The sequence below is a fragment of the Haemophilus seminalis genome, assembly GCF_006384255.1.
GTDB classification, from domain to species: Bacteria; Pseudomonadota; Gammaproteobacteria; order Enterobacterales; family Pasteurellaceae; genus Haemophilus; species Haemophilus seminalis.
Map to the genome: position 1 here is coordinate 21,548 of NZ_VCED01000009.1, position 20,038 is coordinate 41,585.

The 20,038-nt window shown below is 38.9% G+C and carries 16 protein-coding genes; 7 read left to right on the top strand and 9 right to left on the bottom strand.

Features of this window, described 5'->3' with window-relative positions; genetic code table 11:
- Positions 1–96 precede the first annotated feature (96 nt).
- Both FE813_RS09910 and FE813_RS09915 read right to left on the bottom strand, forming a co-directional pair.
- The gene (locus FE813_RS09910) at positions 97–486 is read right to left on the bottom strand and encodes a RidA family protein (protein WP_139990384.1); all 390 of its coding nucleotides are present in this window, start codon (positions 484–486) and stop codon (positions 97–99) included.
- A 50-nt stretch (positions 487–536) separates the two neighbouring features.
- The gene (locus tag FE813_RS09915) at positions 537–1,280 is read right to left on the bottom strand and encodes an MlaA family lipoprotein (RefSeq protein WP_139990385.1); all 744 of its coding nucleotides are present in this window, start codon (positions 1,278–1,280) and stop codon (positions 537–539) included.
- 172 nt (positions 1,281–1,452) lie between these two features.
- On the opposite strand from FE813_RS09915, the gene FE813_RS09920 reads away from it, so the two are divergent.
- Positions 1,453–3,375, top strand: a complete 1,923-nt coding sequence (locus FE813_RS09920) for an ABC transporter ATP-binding protein (protein WP_139990386.1) — start codon at positions 1,453–1,455, stop codon at positions 3,373–3,375.
- Positions 3,376–3,418: 43 nt separating this feature from the next.
- Here FE813_RS09920 and FE813_RS09925 read toward each other — a convergent pair whose 3' ends face one another.
- From FE813_RS09925 to glpT, 6 genes are all read right to left on the bottom strand, one after another.
- Positions 3,419–4,093 carry a phosphoglycolate phosphatase gene (locus tag FE813_RS09925; RefSeq protein ID WP_139990387.1) on the bottom strand — a complete coding sequence of 225 codons (675 nt, stop codon included), beginning with the start codon at positions 4,091–4,093 and terminating at the stop codon, positions 3,419–3,421.
- A gap of 21 nt (positions 4,094–4,114) precedes the next feature.
- Positions 4,115–4,792 carry a ribulose-phosphate 3-epimerase gene (gene rpe / locus FE813_RS09930; protein ID WP_106013824.1) on the bottom strand — a complete coding sequence of 226 codons (678 nt, stop codon included), beginning with the start codon at positions 4,790–4,792 and terminating at the stop codon, positions 4,115–4,117.
- A gap of 127 nt (positions 4,793–4,919) precedes the next feature.
- The gene (gene glpK, locus FE813_RS09935) at positions 4,920–6,431 is read right to left on the bottom strand and encodes a glycerol kinase GlpK (RefSeq protein WP_005635293.1); all 1,512 of its coding nucleotides are present in this window, start codon (positions 6,429–6,431) and stop codon (positions 4,920–4,922) included.
- Positions 6,432–6,452: 21 nt separating this feature from the next.
- Entirely contained in the window at positions 6,453–7,247 is a 795-nt protein-coding gene (locus FE813_RS09940; RefSeq protein ID WP_139990388.1) for an MIP/aquaporin family protein, read from the bottom strand.
- Positions 7,248–7,478: 231 nt separating this feature from the next.
- Positions 7,479–8,573 (bottom strand): glycerophosphodiester phosphodiesterase, encoded by a 1,095-nt coding sequence (glpQ, locus tag FE813_RS09945; RefSeq protein ID WP_139990389.1) that lies wholly within the window; start codon positions 8,571–8,573, stop codon positions 7,479–7,481.
- A gap of 103 nt (positions 8,574–8,676) precedes the next feature.
- A complete protein-coding gene (glpT, locus tag FE813_RS09950; RefSeq protein WP_005644150.1) occupies positions 8,677–10,119 on the bottom strand; it encodes a glycerol-3-phosphate transporter in 1,443 nt (480 codons plus the stop codon).
- Between the two features lie 293 nt (positions 10,120–10,412).
- Here glpT and glpA point away from each other — a divergent pair, with 293 nt between their 5' ends.
- From glpA to FE813_RS09980, 6 genes are all read left to right on the top strand, one after another.
- Positions 10,413–12,104, top strand: coding sequence for an anaerobic glycerol-3-phosphate dehydrogenase subunit A (gene glpA / locus FE813_RS09955; RefSeq protein ID WP_139990390.1), 1,692 nt, complete (start codon positions 10,413–10,415; stop codon positions 12,102–12,104).
- The gene (glpB, locus tag FE813_RS09960; RefSeq protein WP_139990391.1) at positions 12,094–13,392 is read left to right on the top strand and encodes a glycerol-3-phosphate dehydrogenase subunit GlpB; all 1,299 of its coding nucleotides are present in this window, start codon (positions 12,094–12,096) and stop codon (positions 13,390–13,392) included. Before glpA ends, glpB begins: the two co-directional genes overlap by 11 nt.
- Before the next feature lie 11 nt (positions 13,393–13,403).
- Positions 13,404–14,684: an anaerobic glycerol-3-phosphate dehydrogenase subunit GlpC gene (glpC, locus tag FE813_RS09965; protein WP_139990392.1), complete on the top strand. Its 1,281-nt coding sequence runs from the start codon at positions 13,404–13,406 to the stop codon at positions 14,682–14,684.
- A gap of 159 nt (positions 14,685–14,843) precedes the next feature.
- A complete protein-coding gene (locus FE813_RS09970) occupies positions 14,844–17,372 on the top strand; it encodes a class I adenylate cyclase (protein ID WP_139990393.1) in 2,529 nt (842 codons plus the stop codon).
- Between the two features lie 84 nt (positions 17,373–17,456).
- Entirely contained in the window at positions 17,457–18,260 is an 804-nt protein-coding gene (gene cysE, locus FE813_RS09975; protein ID WP_048953091.1) for a serine O-acetyltransferase, read from the top strand.
- Positions 18,261–18,269: 9 nt separating this feature from the next.
- Positions 18,270–19,085 (top strand): shikimate 5-dehydrogenase, encoded by an 816-nt coding sequence (locus tag FE813_RS09980; protein ID WP_139990394.1) that lies wholly within the window; start codon positions 18,270–18,272, stop codon positions 19,083–19,085.
- Positions 19,086–19,148: 63 nt separating this feature from the next.
- Here the strand turns inward: FE813_RS09980 and FE813_RS09985 are convergent, their stop codons facing one another.
- Positions 19,149–19,973 carry a 5'-nucleotidase, lipoprotein e(P4) family gene (locus tag FE813_RS09985; RefSeq protein ID WP_139990395.1) on the bottom strand — a complete coding sequence of 275 codons (825 nt, stop codon included), beginning with the start codon at positions 19,971–19,973 and terminating at the stop codon, positions 19,149–19,151.
- Between the last annotated feature and the right edge of the window lie 65 nt (positions 19,974–20,038).

Sequence of the window (20,038 nt, forward strand, 5' to 3'; positions counted from 1 at the left end):
TTAAAATTCAAGGTAGAATAGAAAAATTTATATAAAAATGCGGTCAGAAACACGCAAGTTTATGACCGCATTTTTGATAATTGGTTGCAGAAGTTATTATTTTCGTATTGCAATGGCTTCGATTTCTAACCCTACATCTTTTGGTAATCGCGCTACTTCTACGCAAGAGCGTGCGGGAAAGTGAGGATGATGATTTTCTTTGAAAAAACGTTCATATTCAGCATTTACTGCTGCGAAGTCATTGAGATCTTTTACAAAAACTGTTGTTTTGACAATATCTGCCACAGTTAAACCTGCTTGTTCAATGATTGCTTTTATATTTTCTAAGGATTGGCGTGCTTGTGCTACGATATCTGTTGGTATATCCCCTGTTGTTGGATTGACAGGAATTTGACCCGATGTAAGTACTAAATTGCCCAAATCAATGGCTTGAACATAAGGGCCAATTGCTGTAGGGGCATGCTCGGTATGAATAATTGTTGTCATGGTTTTCTCCTTGATTGATAAAAGTGCGGAGAAAATTACCGCACTTTTGTTTATTGATCAATTTCTTTTAGCACATCATCAGGAAGTGTCTCTTGATGATCTTCAGATTTTCCATCACTGACTTTGAATTGAAGATTTTGGTAATAAGCCTCGCGAAATGTTACGTATGGATCTTGGGCTTGACGTAATAGCTCTGTGTTATCGAGATTTTTAGCACGGGTATCTACAGCTTGAACACCATATTTAACGAGGGACCATGGCCCGCCTATCCATTCCCAGAAAGGATACATATAAGCGGCATCTACTACGGCACCAGTTAATTGGCGCGGTGTAGTGGCATTATAGATAGGTAAAACAATATATGTGCCAGCATCAACGCCATAGCTTCCAAGTGTTTCACCAAATCCGCGTTGGTGATCAATACGTAATTCTTTACTTGCACTCGCAAAATCAACAAAACCACCTAAACCAAATATAGTGTTGATCCAAAAACGGTTAAAATGTACAAAGGCTTTTTTCGGTTCACCTTCAATTAATCGGTTTACAAAGCTTACAGGCTCATCAAGATTGTTCGCCATACTTGTAAGGCTTGAAGAAACGCGTTTAGGGACGTAATTATTCCAGCCCTTAGCTACAGGTTCAAGAACATAACGATCCATCACATTATAGTTAAACTTCCACATTGTTCTATTGAACCCTTCAAGGGAGTCATTACGTTCTCCATCAGGTTTATTTGCACATCCTGTTAGTAAGAATGTACCTAAAAGTGCGGCTAAAATTGCTTGTTTTTTCATTCATAATCTCAGTATAAAATTTGGCTTATTCTACCTAATTTGCCTAGTAACAACAAAATAAACCTACCGCAAGTAATTATTTCTTATTGATTGAAATTGATTTTGTAATAAGTTTTGCATATTGAACATAATGTTGCAAAATAAGCAGAAATTAAGATGTGTTTTAGAAAAAATGATTGTATTTAATAATATTTCCTTAAAGCGTGGACAAACGGAATTACTCGACAATGCGGTAGCTACGATTACCCCTAAACAAAAAGTTGGTTTAGTGGGTAAAAATGGTTGTGGTAAATCCTCTCTTTTGGCGTTGTTAAAAAAAGAACTTCAGCCAGAAGGCGGAGATGTGACTTATCCATCAAATTGGGCGGTATCTTGGGTGAATCAAGAAACGCCTGCACTGGATGTTTCTGCAATTGATTATGTAATTCAAGGTGATCGAGAATATTGCCGCTTACAGCAAGAATTAGCTTGGGCGAATGAACAAAACGATGGTAATGCGATTGCACGCATTCACGATAGACTTGATGCTATTAATGCGTGGACAATTCGCTCTCGTGCGGAAACACTTTTACATGGTTTGGGCTTTACTCAGGCAGAAACCAGTCATGCAGTGAAATCCTTCTCTGGTGGTTGGCGAATGAGATTGAATTTAGCACAGGCGTTGCTTTGCCCGTCAGATTTATTGTTACTTGATGAGCCGACGAACCACTTAGATTTGGAGGCGGTGATTTGGTTGGAACGTTGGTTAGTGAATTATCAAGGTACATTGGTGCTGATTTCTCACGACCGTGATTTTCTTGATCCGATCGTGAATAAAATTTTGCATATTGAACATCAAAAACTGAATGAGTACACCGGTGATTATTCGTCTTTTGAGGTGCAGCGCGCGACTAAACTTGCACAACAGGCTGCGATGTATCGACAGCAACAACAAAAAATTGCTCATTTACAAAGCTATATTGATCGCTTTAAGGCAAAAGCGACTAAGGCAAAACAGGCGCAAAGTCGAGTGAAAGCGTTAGAACGAATGGAACTTATTGCACCAGCTTATGCAGATAATCCCTTCACCTTTGCATTTCGTTCCCCTACTACTTTGCCAAGCCCTTTAGTGATGATTGAACAAGTTAGTGCGGGTTATGGAGAAGGGGAAAGTGCGGTTGAAATTTTGAGTAAAATTAAACTTAATCTTGTGCCAGGTTCACGCATTGGTTTATTGGGGAAAAATGGTGCAGGTAAATCAACTTTGATTAAACTTTTAGCTGGAGAGCTAACCGCACTTTCAGGCAATGTTCAACTTGCTAAAGGTGTACAGCTTGGTTATTTTGCTCAACATCAGTTGGATACGCTTCGTGTGGAAGAATCTGCGCTTTGGCATATGCAAAAAATCGCACCAGAACAAACTGAACAACAGGTACGTGATTATCTTGGTAGTTTTGCTTTTCACGGTGATAAAGTAAATCAGGCGGTGAAATCCTTTTCCGGTGGTGAAAAAGCGAGATTAGTTTTAGCATTGATTGTATGGCAACGCCCAAATTTGCTGTTATTGGATGAGCCAACTAACCACTTGGATTTAGATATGCGCCAAGCTTTAACAGAAGCCTTGGTTGATTATGAAGGTTCGCTAGTTGTTGTCTCTCACGATCGTCATTTACTACGTAATACGGTAGAAGAATTTTATTTAGTACATGATAAACAAGTGGAAGAATTTAAGGGGGACTTAGACGATTATCAGAAATGGTTAACTGAACAAAATAGTCAATTGATATCCAAATCTAATGATGAAATTGAAGCTACAGAAAATGCTACTTCTAACCAAAATCGTAAAGAACAAAAACGCCGTGAGGCGGAATTACGTCAACAAACCGCGCCATTTCGTAAAAAAATTGTTCAGTTGGAAGACAAAATGGATAAGTACTCTCAACAACTTGTAGAAATCGAAAATCAGCTGTCGGATTCAGAGCTTTATAATGCAGAAAATAAAGAAAAATTAACCGCACTTTTGAATGAACAAGTGACGGTGAAAAAGTCGTTAGAAATAGTGGAAGCAGATTGGATGATTGCGCAGGAAACGTTGGAAGGAATGTTGAACCTTTAGATTGAGTTAGGGCGGAAAACTGCCGCCCCATTTTAAAGATATCTTACAAAATTGTTAGTAACTGAGAAAAATCATCGAATACCCAATCTGGGTTGGAATCGCTAATAGGCATATTATAGTTATACCCATAGGTTAATCCGACAGCGGGGCAACCTGCTGCGTGTGCAGCAAGAATATCATTTTTAGAATCACCAACAAAAAGTATTTGGCGTGGTTCAACACCGAATTTCCCACATAAATAATAAAGTGGCCCTGGATGGGGTTTGATCGCAGGTAGTGATTGTCCACCAAGCATTTCACTAAATAAATGATCAATACTAAATGCGGCCAATACAGGTTGAACATGACGTGTTGGCTTATTTGTTACGACTGCAAGCGTATAGCCTTTTTCTTTTAAATTTTCTAAAGTTTCCTTCACATTGGGATATAAACGGCTGATATTGCATAAATTTTCACCGTAGTAAAAATTAAACCGCGCTTTTACTTTTTCAATCTCAGACGCTGTCAATTTTCGACCGCTTTGAGCATAAGCCCAATCTAATGCTCGGGCAATTAAGACAGGTGCACCGTTGCCAATCCAAGTGAGTACTAATTCTTCAGATGCTTGAGGTAAGCTAAATTCAGTTAATGCAGAGTTTACTGATAAGGCTAAATCTGGCAGGCTATTTACTAAGGTTCCGTCTAAATCAAATCCAATAAGTTTAAATTGTGTATTCATTTGTTATCTCTTCTAAAAATATTATTGGGCTTTCACATTTGATAATTGTGTACGCATTTGATCTATTACTTGTCTATAATCGGATTTTCCAAAAATGGCTGAGCCCGCAACAAACATATCAGCACCTGCAGCAGCAATTTCTGCAATATTATCGACTTTAACACCACCATCAACTTCGAGACGAATATCATAGCCACTGTTATCAATAATTTTACGTGCTTGTTGAAGTTTTTGTAAGGTTGCAGGAATAAAGGATTGACCACCAAAACCTGGGTTTACTGACATTAATAATACAATATCAATTTTGTCTAGCACATAATCTAAATAACTTAGTGGTGTTGCAGGGTTAAAAACTAAACCAGATTTACAACCGTGATCACGAATGAGTTGTAAAGTGCGGTCAATATGTTCGCTAGATTCTGGATGAAATGTAATATAGTTTGCCCCAGCTTTAGCAAAGTCAGGAATAATTCTATCCACAGGTTTTACCATTAAATGTACATCAATTGGCGCAGTAATCCCATAATCACGTAAGGACTGGCATACTGCGGGACCAAAAGTAAGATTAGGCACATAATGGTTATCCATCACATCGAAATGAATGACATCAGCGCCAGCATTAAGCACACGTTGTACATCATCTCCAAGTCGAGCAAGATCGGCAGACAGAATAGAGGGGGCAATGAGATAAGGTTTCATGATGATTCTCCATTGAGAAAATAATATCTTTAGTTTACTGATTTGAGATAAAAAAACCAATAAAAAACGACCGCACTTACGATCGTTTTGAAGTAATAATGAACATTTGAAAATAGTCAATAAAAAATTATTCCTCATCCTCTTTTGCCCATTCTAATGAGCGTTTAACTGCTTTTTTCCAGCCTTTGTAGCGACGTTCGCGTTTTTCATTGTCGCTGTCTGGACTGAATGTGCGTTCTACACGGGCTTTATCGCGAAGCTCGTCTAAATCTTTCCAGAAGCCTGTTGCTAAACCAGCAAGATAAGCAGCACCTAGAGCGGTCACTTCTTTCACGACAGGACGCTCAACATTTACATCTAAAATATCAGCTTGGAATTGCATTAAGAAGTTATTGTTTGTTGCGCCACCATCTACACGGAGATATTGTAGGCGTTCACCCGAATCTGATTGCATAGCCTCTAAGACATCACGGGTTTGGTAAGCAATAGATTCTAAGGTTGCACGAACAATATGATTACGATTTGCTCCACGAGAAAGACCAAAAATTGCACCGCGCGCATATGGATCCCAATATGGTGCACCTAAACCCGTGAAAGCTGGAACAACATATACGCCATTACTATCAGTCACTTTTTGTGCGAAGTATTCAGAGTCAAAGCTATCGTGAACAATTTTGAGTTCATCACGGAGCCATTGGATTGATGCACCCGCGATAAATACAGAACCTTCTAGGGCATATTCTGGTTCGCCTTTAGCATTACAAGCAATGGTTGTGAGAAGTCCATTTTTGGATGTAATGGCCTTGTTACCTGTGTGGAGTAACATAAAGCAGCCTGTGCCATAAGTGTTTTTGGCTTGGCCTGCATGTACGCAAAGATGTCCGTAAAGTGCAGCTTGTTGGTCACCTGCAATCCCTGCAACAGGAATACGAACACCGCCTTTACCACCGATATTGGTTTGTCCGTAAATTTCAGAAGAGTTTCGTACTTCAGGTAACATTGAACGTGGAATATTCAAGATTTCAAGCATCTTATCATCCCATTGTTTGGTGTGAATGTTGAATAACATGGTACGAGATGCATTGGTGTAATCGGTTACGTGTACTCGGCCTTGAGTCAGTTTCCATACAAGCCAAGTATCAACGGTACCAAATAATAATTCGCCTCGTTCTGCTTTTTCTCGAGCACCTTCAACGTTATCCAAAATCCATTTTACTTTTGTACCAGAGAAGTAAGGGTCAACCACTAAGCCAGTGGTATTACGTATGTATTCTTCATGGCCATCGGCTTTTAATTTATCGGTAATGTCTGCTGTACGGCGACATTGCCATACGATTGCGTTGTAAACAGGCGTACCCGTTGCTTTTTCCCATACAATGGTGGTTTCGCGTTGGTTGGTGATACCGATAGCGGCGATTTCATCAGATGTAATGCCCGCTTTGGCAACGACTTCGTTTAAGGTTGAACTTTGAGTTGCCCAAATTTCCATTGGATTATGTTCTACCCAGCCGGCTCTAGGGTAGATTTGGGTAAATTCACGTTGTGCAATTTCAACCACATTCGCATTATGATCTAATAATACTGCGCGAGAGCTTGTTGTGCCTTGGTCTAATGCAATGATATATTTTTTGTCTGTCATAGTATTACTCCTTACAAATAATTATTCGCGGCCGCAATTACAAGGTAAATTGCCGCCAATTGCTTTTTTGTATAACCATGCACCAGCTAATGCGCCTAAAACAGGTGCAACCATTGGAACGATAAAATAAGGGATTTCTCGTCCGCCAGTTAGAGCGAGTTCGCCCCAGCCAGCGAGATAAGCAAAGAATTTTGGTCCGAAGTCACGTGCTGGATTCATGGCAAAACCTGTTAATGGGCCCATAGCACCGCCGAGAACTGCGATTAATACACCAATTAATAATGGGGCAAGTGGACCACGAGGTACACCGTTTCCATCGTCAGTTAATGCCATAATTAATGCCATAAGAATTGCAGTAATCACGAATTCTACAGCAAAGGCTCCACCAATACTTAAACTTGGATGAGGATAAGTGGAGAATGTACCCGCAAGGCTTAAACTTTCTTGTGTACCACGAACAATGTTATGAGAAGCTTCATAATCGATAAAAACATTGTGGTATAAGGCATAAACTAATGCTGCAGCAAAGAATGCGCCGAGCATTTGTGAAATGATGTAAGGAATTACTTTTTTGCCATCAAAGCAAGCAAATTTCCAAAGGGCAATGGTTACTGCTGGGTTTAAATGTGCGCCAGATAAACCAGCTGTTGCATATACTGCAAGTGCAACGCCCATCCCCCACATAATGCTGATTTCCCACAAGCCAAAACTAGCGCCTGCTACTTTTAGTGCTGCAACGCAGCCCACACCAAAGAAAATCAATAAGGCTGTACCTAAAAACTCGCCAATACAGTTCGCTTTTAATGATTTATCCATAGATCACTCCTTAGAAGTGCGGTTGAAATGAAGGGTATTTTCCCTAAATAAAAAGGGGAAGAATTTGTTAAAAAAGAATACGGAGTGTTTTGAAATAGCCTCCTTATTTGAATTCTAGGTTAGAACACCTAGATTGAGTATGATGTTACTCTGTTAGAGTAGATTTTTAGCTTCTACAATATAGAAAGCTATTTAACCGTGGGTATTATTTACCCACGGTTATGAGGGATATTATTTTTTCCCTTTTAAGAATTCTACGCCAGTATCTGGGAAATCAGTAAATACGCCTGTTGCACCTGATTTATTCAATAATGCATCGTACATTTGATTTACATCTTTGAAGAATTCTGGCAATGCGTCTTTACGCACGGTATATGGATGAAGTTCAACTTTGTATTGAGCAAGCTCTTTTACTAATGGTGTGTATACAATGTTGCCTGGTTTAGACTGTTCCTTATCTACTAACATATACCAACCTGGACCAACACCATCAGCATATTTCACCACTTCTGCCATTGCACCTGGTTTAAACATCCAATCGTAATCGTAGTTTACCCATTTACCTTTCGCATCTTTTTCTTGTGTTTCTTTCCAATCTGTATAAGCCACTAATTGAACTAATTTCAAATCCATGCCCATTTTTGGAAGTAATTCAGTTTTGATACGTTTTAACTCATTAAAGTCGAAAGTTTGTAAGTAAACCATATCGGTTTTCTTATCATAGCCATATTTTTTCAATACTTTGAGCGTTTCAGCGGCAATATCTTTGCCATTTTGATGGTGGAACCAAGGTGCTTTGATTTCTGGATAAATCCCTACTTTTTTGCCAGTCGATTTTTCTAAGCCTTGGATAAATTCAATTTCATCTTCAAAGGTGTGAATTCTGAAGTGTGATTTCCAAAGTGGGAAACGACCAGGATAAACTTGTGCTTGTTTGCCATCTTTGGTTTCAAAGTTTTCTGTCATTTCTAAACTTTGAATTTCTTTTAAGGTAAAGTCGATGACATAGTAACGACCATCTTTACGGTGACGATGTGGGAATTTTTTTGCTACATCAGTCAAGCCATCTAAAAAGTGATCGTGAATAACCACTAAACGACCATCTTTAGTCATTGCTAAATCTTGCTCTAAATAATCAGCGTGTTGTGCAAACGCAAGTGCTTTAGATTCTAAAGTATGCTCTGGTAAATAACCGCTAGCACCACGGTGAGCAATAATGATTTTGTCTGATTTCATTTGGGTGTTTGCCATGCTTGATGAATGGCTGCTGCAACCCGCAAGTACGCTAGCTGCTAATAAAGAAAGCGCTAAAGTTTTAAGTTTCATAAGTATTTTCTCCTTAAGAGTGCGGTAAATTTTTATGGGTTTTTTAGATTTTAGTTACAAAAAAGGCGGCTAAGCCATTTGCTCGCCGCCTTTTTTAAACTAATTATTTAGTACCGTAAGTATCGCCTAATTTCGCTTTGTGTTTTCCTTCTTCGACCATTACGATTAAGAGTAATAACACCGCTAATACGCCACCGCCGATCATTACGTAGAAACCACCGTCCCATCCGTAATGTTGAGCAGCCCAACCGATAACTGCAGATGCAGAAACTGTACCACCTAAGTAACCGAATAAACCGGTGAAACCTGCTGCAGTACCTGCCGCTTTTTTCGGTGCTAACTCAAGAGCATGCAAACCGATTAACATTACAGGACCATAGATTAAGAAACCGATTAAAGTCATTAAAATAAAGTCAGTTAATTGGTATGGATTTTGATACCATGCGCTGTAGTTTGCTAATTCAGCTTCTGGTGTAGCTGGGTTCATCCAGTATGCAACAACCGCTGCAGTGGTTAAGATCATGAAGATGAAACCAGTTAAACCACGTTTACCTTTGAATACTTTATCTGATACCCAACCACATAATAATGTACCTGGAACCGCTGCTAATTCATAGATTGTGTATGCCCATGCGGTACCTTTGATGTTGAAGTGTTTTACTTCACTTAGGTAAACCGGAGACCATTTTAATACGCCGTAGCGGATTAAATATACGAACACGTTAGCAAGTGCGATGTACCATAACAATTTGTTTTTCAATACATAAGTAACGAAGATTTCTTTTGTGCTTAAATCGTTTTCGTAAGTTTTTTCGTTATAGTCATCAGGGTAGTCATTACGCCATTTTTCGATTGATGGTAACCCGCAAGATTGTGGAGTATCACGCATTACGAAGTAAACTGGGATTGCACAGATCATTGCTGCAATACCCGGATAGTATAGGGATTGTTGCCAAATGTCTTTTGCTTGTGCTTCGATACCATGAGTGCTGAAGAAGACGGCACTTGCTAATAGCACCATTGCACCAGGCATCATACCACCGATATTGTGCGCAGTATTCCAAATTGACACGATAGTACCGCGTTCAGATTTAGACCACCAGTGCACCATAGTACGACCACATGGAGGCCATCCCATACCTTGGAACCAACCATTTAAGAAGATCATCGCCCACATGATAGCGATGCCTGAGGTTGCCCATGGGAATAGACCCATTAAGGTCATACATAAACCAGATAGTAATAGACCAAATGGTAGGAATACACGAGGGTTAGAACGGTCAGACATACCAGCCATGACGAATTTTGATAAACCGTAAGCAAGACCAGCTGCAGAACCGATTACACCAAGCTCAGCTTTTGTATAAAGACCAGCTTGAATTAAACCTGGTTGTGCTAAGTCAAAGTTTGCACGCACGAAATAGTATGCAGCATAACCAAAGAAGATCCCTGCGAATACTTGCCAACGTAAGCGTCTATACGTGGAATCAATTTTTTCCGCTGGAAGTTCCGCAATATGCGGAGCGGGTTTAAATGGACCAAACATAATTTTTCTCCAACTTTGTAATTATGTGTTATTGAAATTTACCCTTCAGATAGTAAGGGATGTGGTGCATCATAAAAGAAAATAAAAAATAAGAAAGTAGTAAAATGCAAAAATGTGAAGTGTTTCACAAAAATTTTACTTTGTCTGAGCGAATGCGAAAATTATTGTGATCAACTTCACAAATTCATTTTCTTTTCCGCTCAAAATGTTGTTAATTTAAGCATACTTAAATACAATACTCTCTGTATTTTTTATATTACTTTTTTGTTAAATTTTGGGAATTGGGGGTAAACATGGGATTATCGCCTGGCATGTACAAAGATGTTGGAGATTTTTCGCCACTCAGTACCGATGTCATTATTATCGGTGGTGGCGCAACGGGTGCAGGTATTGCACGTGACTGTGCACTTCGTGGCATTGATTGTATTTTATTGGAACGTCGAGACATTGCGACGGGTGCGACAGGACGTAACCACGGCTTATTACACAGTGGTGCACGTTATGCCGTGAACGACCAAGAATCTGCTGAAGAATGTATTAAAGAAAACCGCATTTTGCGCAAAATTGCGCGTCATTGCGTAGATGAAACGGAAGGCTTATTTATCACGTTGCCTGAAGATTCTCTCGACTATCAAAAAACTTTCCTTGAGAGTTGTGCAAAATCTGGAATTGATGCACAAGCCATTGATCCAGATTTAGCTAAAATTATGGAGCCTTCTGTAAACCCAGATTTAGTGGGGGCTGTTGTTGTGCCAGATGGTTCGATTGACCCATTCCGTTTAACTGCTTCTAACATGATGGATGCGACAGAAAACGGCGCAAAAATGTTCACTTATTGCGAAGTAAAAAATTTGATTCGTGAAGGTGGGAAAGTGATTGGTGTGAATGTGTACGATCATAAAAATCGTAGAGAACGTCAATTTTTTGCACCGCTTGTTGTGAATGCTGGTGGTATTTGGGGACAAGGGATTGCAGAATATGCCGATCTCAAAATCAAAATGTTCCCTGCGAAAGGTGCATTGCTCGTAATGGGCCATCGCATTAATAAACTTGTAATTAACCGCTGCCGTAAACCAGCTGATGCGGATATTCTTGTTCCAGGCGATACAATTTGTGTTATTGGTACAACGTCAAGTCGTGTTCCTTATGATCAAATCGATAATATGCAAGTGACGCCAGAAGAAGTAGATATTCTTTTCCGTGAAGGTGAAAAACTCGCACCGAGCTTGCGTCATACTCGCGTATTACGTGCTTATGCAGGGGTGCGACCATTAGTTGCAAGTGATGATGATCCATCAGGTCGTAATGTGAGCCGTGGTATTGTGCTACTTGACCACGCAGAACGTGATGGCTTAGATGGCTTTATTACAATCACTGGTGGTAAGTTAATGACTTATCGTTTGATGGCTGAATGGGCGACCGACCTTGTTTGTAAAAAACTCGATAAAACGGCACGTTGTGTCACTTCGGAGCAACCTTTGCCAGGTTCTACAGAAAGCCGTCAAGAGACCAATCAAAAAGTCATTTCATTACCAAGTACTATTCGTTATTCTGCTGTGTATCGTCATGGTTCACGTGCTACTCGTTTGCTTGAAAAAGAACGTTTAGATCGTTCAATGGTGTGTGAATGTGAAGCGGTGACAGCTGGCGAAGTTCGCTATGCAATTGATGAACTCGGTGTAAATAACATTGTGGATTTACGTCGCCGTACACGTGTTGGTATGGGGACTTGTCAAGCTGAACTATGTGCATGTCGTGCTGCAGGCTTAATGAATCGTTTTGAGGTGGCAACACCAACTCAATCAACCACTCAACTTTCTGCATTTATGGAAGAGCGCTGGAGAGGTATTGAGCCGATTGCTTGGGGTGAAGCTATTCGCGAAGCCGAATTTACATCTTGGATGTATGGCAGCGTATTAGGTTTGAATGATGTGAAACCGCTTGATGAACAAGCACAACAAGGGACGGATAGCAATGAATTTTGATGTAGCCATTATTGGCGGTGGTTTGGCGGGTTTAACCTGTGGCATCGCCCTTCAACAACGCAGTAAACGTTGCGTGATTATCAACAACGGTCAAGCTGCCATTGATTTTGCATCCGGCTCTTTAGATTTATTAAGCCGTATGCCATCGACTCAAAATGGAGAAGGTCGCGCGGTAGAAAATTTAAAAGAAAATATCACCGCACTTCGTAATGAATTACCAGCCCATCCTTATAGTTTATTGGGCGCAGAGAAAGTGCTTGCTAAAGCACAAGATTTTGAACGTTTAGCCAATGAATTAAATCTTGATTTAATTGGTTCTACGGAAAAAAATCACTGGCGTGTAACAGGTTTAGGCAGTTTACGTGGTGCGTGGCTTTCACCAAATAGTGTACCAACAGTGCAAGGCAATGAACGTTTTCCGCATAAACGTATTGCGGTGCTTGGTATCGAAGGTTATCACGATTTTCAGCCGCAACTTTTAGCGGAAAATTTGGTGTTAAACCCACAATTTGAGCATTGTGAGGTGACCAGTGGTTTCTTAAACATTCCACAATTAGACGAGCTTCGCAAAAATGCTCGTGAGTTCCGTAGTGTAAATATTTCTCAACTTCTAGAGCACAAACTTGCGTTCAATGATCTTGTTAAAGAAATTATTGAATCAGCGCAAGGTGCAGAAGCAGTATTTTTACCGGCTTGTTTTGGTTTAGAAAACCAAGAATTTATGACCGCACTTCGTGATGCAACTAAGCTCGCATTATTTGAATTACCAACATTGCCACCATCATTACTCGGTATGCGTCAACGTATTCAATTACGCCGTAAATTTGAATCCCTTGGCGGTTTAATGATTAACGGTGATAGTGCATTGAATGCAACATTTGAAGGAAACCAAGTACGTTGTATAAATACTCGCTTGCTCGAAGATGAAGAAATTACCGCAGATAATTTTGTACTGGCTTCAGGAAGTTTCTTCAGTAAAGGACTCATTTCTGAATTCGATAAAATTTATGAGCCGGTTTTTGAATCCGATATTATCGGTGTTGAAGGGTTTAACGATAAAGATCGTTTCACTTGGACTGCTCATCGTTTTGCTCATCCACAACCTTATCAATCTGCTGGTGTGGTAATTAATGCTCAATGCCAAGTACAAAAGAGCAGTCAATATTTAACGAATTTATATGCCGTCGGTAATGTGATTGGTGGGTTTAATGCGCTTGAGCTTGGTTGTGGTTCGGGTGTGGCTGTTGTAACTGCCTTGGCGGTTGCTGACGAAATCTTGGCGAAATAAGGGGGAATAATATGGATAATAATATTCAACGACTCATTGATAGTGCAAAACAATCCCTTAATTCACCTGAAAGCCATAAATATATAGACGAAAGTTTTGAAAGCTGTATTAAATGTACGGCTTGTACCGCGGTTTGTCCGGTTTCACGCAACAATCCGCTTTATCCTGGTCCAAAACAATCTGGCCCAGACGGTGAGCGTTTGCGCTTAAAATCAGCAGAACTTTACGATGAAGCACTTAAATATTGTACCAACTGTAAACGTTGTGAAGTGGCTTGTCCGTCAGATGTGAAAATCGGTGATTTAATTGTGCGTGCGCGTAATAACCACTTAGCGCAGTCTAAAAAACCGTTAATGAATAAATTGCGTGATGCGATTTTAAGTAACACGGATGTAATGGGGAAAATCAATACTCCTTTAGCGCCGATTGTAAACACTATCACAAGCCTAAAAGCGACCAAATTTATGTTGGAAAAAACGCTTAAAATCAGTAAAGAACGTACTTTACCTAAATATGCATTTGGTACGTTCCGTAGCTGGTATATGAAAAATGCGTTACAAGACCAACAAAAATTTGAGCGTAAAGTCGCATATTATCATGGTTGCTATGTGAACTATAACAATCCGCAGCTTGGTAAAGAATTCCTTAAAGTGTTCAATGCGATGAACATTGGTGTGATGTTACTGGAAAAAGAAAAATGCTGTGGTTTACCATTAATGGTGAACGGTTTCCCTGAACGTGCTCGTAATATCGCACAGTTCAATACCGATTACATTGGAAAAATGGTAGATGAAAATGGACTAGACGTGATCAGTGAAGCATCAAGCTGTTCACTTAATCTGCGTGACGAATACCATCATATTTTAGGTATCGACAACACTAAAGTGCGTCCGCATATTCATATGGTGACACCATTCCTATACCAACTTTTCAAAGAAGGTAAAACATTACCGTTGAAACCGCTCAAACTCAGAGTCGCTTATCACACTGCTTGTCACGTAGATAAAGCAGGTTGGGCACCTTATACTTTAGAAGTGTTGAAAAAAATTCCTGGTTTAGAAATTATTATGTTACCTAGCCAATGCTGTGGTATTGCGGGGACTTATGGTTTTAAATCAGAAAACTATGAGATTTCTCAATCTATTGGTAAAAACCTATTTGATAATATTAACGAAGGTGGGTTTGATTACGTTATATCGGAATGCCAAACCTGTAAATGGCAAATTGATATGTCATCCAACGTGACCTGTATTCACCCATTAACTTTACTCTGTATGTCGATGGATGCTTAGTGAAGAAAATGTTACACCTTAATCATCTATATTTGGGATTAAGGTGTAATAAATCGAATGATAGAATAGTACCGCGCTATTTCGTTTAATTCTTTTGCTTTCCTACACCTCAAGTGGTAAATTACCTAGTAAATTTTGCTGTTCTGGTAAGGACGCCGCTTGGAATATAATCTTGAACGAGCCAAACAATGGGTAAAGGCTTTAGATAAACGTCGTTTTGAACGAGCGTTACTGGGTTCTGGCGATGCGTTTCAACATGTGTTATCAATAGTTCCTTTACTTTTACAGAGTAATCACCCACAGCTTCCTGGCTATGTCATTCATGCTCCATCAGGGGTTTCCGGTTTCCATATTTCTGATTATCAAAAGCGATGGCTTGTTAATGAATACGGTATTAATTATGCCGATTGTAAATATATAAATAATCAAAGTGCGGTAAATTTTCGATCTGTTTTACCTCCTATTTTAGGTGTGTATGTGATGGGGAGTTTTGGTTCTATTAGCCAAACTTCATCTTCTGATTTAGATACTTGGATTTGTGTCCGTGATGGCCTTAGTTCAGATGAATGTGCGCTTCTCACCAAAAAAGCTAAACGTATTTCTGAATGGGCGACTCAGTTTAATGTAGAAATTAATTTCTATTTAGTAGATCAACAACGCTTTCGCCATGAACATTATGCTGATTCACTCACCGCTGAAAATAGTGGATCCGCACAGTATATGTTGCTGTTGGATGAATTTTATCGGTCAGCAGTTCGTTTAGCGGGTAAACCTTTGTTATGGCTACATTTATGGGTTGAAAACGAAAAGGATTATGAAAAAGAGGTTGAACGACTGATTGAATCAGGGGAACTCGATCCAAATGATTGGGTTGATTTTGGCGGTTTAGGTCAATTCTCTGCGAGTGAATATTTTGGGGCTAGCTTATGGCAGCTTTATAAAGGAATTGATTCTCCTTATAAATCAGTACTCAAAATTTTACTACTAGAAGCTTATTCTAAAGAATATCCTAATACCTGTTTAATTGCACGCACCTTTAAACGCGATTTACTTTCAGGTTGTGCTAATCCAGATCACCATTTTGATCCTTATATTGCTATCCTTTCAAAAGTTACTCAATATTTAACCGCACTTTCTGAATTTAAGCGCCTTGATTTTGTACGTCGTTGTTTTTATGTGAAAGCAACGAAGGATCTTGCGCTTTACCAAGCAGATAATTGGCGTATCCGTTATATGGAAATTTTGGCTCGGGAATGGGAATGGTCTGATGAAACTGTACGATTCCTTAATTGTCGTCCACTCTGGAAAATCAAAGCAGTAAAAGAAAATCATGATAATGTGGTGAAGTTTTTGATGTTGAGTTACCGTAACTTAGTTGAGTTTGCTCGAAAACATCGAATTCACTCAAGTGTTGTACCACAAGATATTAATATTCTTTCACGTAAACTTTATACGGCCTTTGAAGCGATTCCGGGTAAGGTCACTTTACTCAACACGCAAATTTCCCATAATTTGTCGGAAGATCATATTACCTTCTTAGAAGTACGAGGAAATAAGCATTTTAAAGATGGCTGGTATCTTATTAATCAGTCGCCAAATCATATTATGTTTTCTAAAGAGCGAGTGATTGAATATGGTGAGAGCTTAAATAAACTCGTCGCGTGGGCATATTTTAATCGTCTTTTAACTGAGAAGACGCACTTATCTATTTTCAGTAAAAAAGTGAGTTCAGCAACATTATATCGTTTTGTAAGTAATCTTCGAGTGGCATTTCCAAGTACTGTCACGCCTCAACCAAGTAATAGTGATTTGTTAAATCAGTGTGAAATTCGTAGTTTGTTTATTGCTATTAATCTGACGTTAGATCCAACAGCGAATGTAGAAGAAGTATTAACAGATATTTCATCAAGAGATTTATTTAGTTTTGGTGCAATGGAGCAAAGCCTTGTAGGAAGTATTGATTTTACTTATCGTAATATTTGGAATGAAATTCGTACCCTTCATTTTGAAGGTCAAAATGCGATTTTGCTTGCTCTAAAAGTGCTTTCTAACAAAATTTATCGTGGAGTAAATCGACCTGATTTGATTCAAGTATATTGTTATAGCAAACGTTATAGACAAGATTTATGCCAGCTTGTTAGTGGGTTAGTTAATCGTTGTGTGAGTATTCAGGTTGGAGAGACATCATTAAGTCATTCCTCTCGTTTACGTGTTGCCGGTAAAAATTGGCAATTCTTCTTCGAAGAGCGTGGTATCAGTTTACAAGAAATCCAGAATGATTCTGCGCTTGATGATATAAAAAGTGCGGTAGATTTTGATGAAGTTTTACAAAATCCTATTAAAGATAGTGAAATGATCCAAGAGAGCCGTTGTTATCCAGCAGAAATGGACGCGTTTGCTCGAGAAGGTTTCTTACAGTTTTTCTTTGAAGATAATCCAGATCACAGTTTCAATGTTTATATTTTAGATGAAGCTAATCGTCTTGAAATTTATCGCCGATGTGATGGTGAAAAGGATGATAAAGTGCGTGAGATTAATCAACTTTACCAAAATGCTAAGCATGAGGGAGATAACAATCCTTATAATATCATTTTGCGTAATTTTAATTATCCGCAATTTTATCAATTACAAAATGGTGAAAAAGGAAGGGTGATAGTACCTTTTCAATTTAGTTTAGCTAATGTTTAGTTGATATTGCGTTATAATTTTTGTTGAATAAATTAAGATATGGCCAGGCTTGCCAATAAAATGGGCGGAGAAAGGGGATATAATATGACATTAGAGGTATGGCAGTACATCCGTCAAGAGGCCAAAATGCTCGCAGAGCATGAGCCTATGTTAGCAAGTTTCTTTCACTCTACTATTTTGAAACATCAAAATCTTGGTAGTGCATTGAGTTATTTACTTGCTAATAAATTAGCGAATCCTATTATGCCAGCGATCTCTTTACGAGAAATCATTGAAGAAGCCTATCAAGCTAATCCTTCAATTATTGATTGTGCAGCAAGTGATATTAAAGCTGTGCGTCAGCGCGATCCTGCGGTGGAATTGTGGACTACTCCATTACTTTATTTAAAAGGTTTCCATGCTATTCAGAGTTATCGGATTACACATTATTTGTGGAATCAGAATCGAAAAGCGCTTGCGCTTTATCTGCAAAATCAGATTTCAGTAGCCTTTGATGTAGATATTCATCCTGCAGCTAAAATTGGTCATGGCATCATGTTTGATCATGCCACAGGAATTGTCGTAGGGGAGACCTCTATAATTGAGAATGATGTGTCTATTTTGCAAGGCGTAACACTTGGCGGAACAGGTAAAGAATCTGGTGATCGTCATCCCAAGGTACGTGAGGGCGTGATGATTGGTGCTGGAGCTAAAATTTTAGGTAATATCGAAGTAGGAAAATATGCCAAAATTGGGGCTAATTCAGTTGTGCTTCATCCTGTACCAGAATACGCGACAGCTGCTGGGGTACCGGCGCGAATTGTTGGGCAAGATAAAGCTGCAAAACCTGCATTTGATATGAACCAATATTTTATTGGACTTGATGATGGTATGAATTTAAATATTTAGAAAAGTAAAATGATAAATAAAGATACTCAACTCTGTATGTCGTTGTCAGGACGACCAGGTAATTTTGGAACCACATTTCATAATTATTTATATGAAAAGTTAGGATTAAATTTCATTTATAAAGCCTTTACGACACAAGATATTGAACATGCAGTGAAAGGTGTACGAGCATTAGGTGTTCGTGGTTGTGCTGTTTCTATGCCGTTTAAAGAAAGTTGTATGCCTTTTTTAGATGAAATCCATTCTTCAGCAAAAGCGATAGAATCAGTAAATACTATTGTGAATGATGATGGTTTCTTGCGTGCTTATAACACAGATTATATTGCTATTGTAAAATTAATTGAGAAATATCAACTGAATAATTATGCTTCCGTGATTGTACAAGGCAGTGGCGGGATGGCGAAGGCCGTTGTTGCTGCATTTAAAAATAGGGGCTTTGAGAAGGTTAAAATTTATGCTCGCAATGCAAAAACAGGGCGATATTTAGCCGCACTTTATGGTTATGAATATATTGATTCGTTGGTAAATCAGTGTGCAGAAATTCTGGTAAATGCCACCCCGATAGGCATGAAAGGTGGAAAAGAAGAAACTGAGTTGGCTTTTCCACAATCTATGATTAATGCTGCAAATATCGCTTTTGATGTTGTTGCTATTCCGGCTGAAACCCCCTTTATCCGTTATGCGGAATCTAAAGGGAAAAAGGTTATTTCAGGTGCTGAGGTTATTGTTTTACAAGCGGTTGAACAATTTGAACTTTACACGCATCAGCGTCCAAGTAATGAATTAATAGAAGAAGCGGCAGCATTTGCAAGAACAAGAAGTTAAATAAAATCTCCATTAAATAACATTTAATGGAGATTTTTTATCAACTACTATTAATAAAGCAGACTATTTACCATCCCATGCTTGTACGGCATCTAGACGTGCTTTAATTTTGCCTTGGGTATCTTTTTTAAAGTAACCGTCAGCTAATCCACCTTCCCAGCCACCGTAATTTGCATTTGGTAATACAATAAAGGTTTTACCAAATTTAGCCTGATTTTGTTGTACAAATGAACGACGTTCATTGTTACTTTTTCCGTAAACTGTATCACCGAAATCGTCTAGGTTATCGCCAGCGTAAAGAACAATCTCATAGCCTTGTTTTTCAATCTCGGCAAAACGCGCAGCTTTAGCAGATTTATCTTTTTTAAAGTAAAAGGATGAATCATCTAAGCCTTTAAAGCCAAGACGTTTCATATCGTCAATGGTACCGGTTTTTTCTGTGCTATCTTTACGGTTAGTCACGTAAAACATTTTACCGTTATGTGAATTTACATAATTATTAAATTCTACTGAGCCAGGGATAGCTCGGGATTGGCGAGCTTCAACCCAACGTGTCCAATCTTTTCCATCAAATGGTTTATTGTTTTTTACTTGCCAACCAGCATAAAGGCTGTTATCTAACATGGTTTCATCTAAGTCAACAACAACCGCTTTTTTCTTTCCTTTAGCGACTTTTGCGTGGTCAAAGGCAACTTTTGCTGCATTGTACGCTTGATAAGCTAATGCTTGGTATTCACCCGAATCTTGCATCCAGTTTAATCCAAGAACAGCTTGTTGTTGCAATTGTGCATTAGCATGTTCCTTTGAATCCATTGAATGAGTACTACATCCAGCGAGAACAAAAGCAGAAATTGCAGCAAGTGCGGTCATTTTTAAGGTTGTTTTCATGTTAAATTATTCTCCATATTAAGGCAGTTAAATACTGTGGGGAGTATATCAAGTCTTTTGCTTTT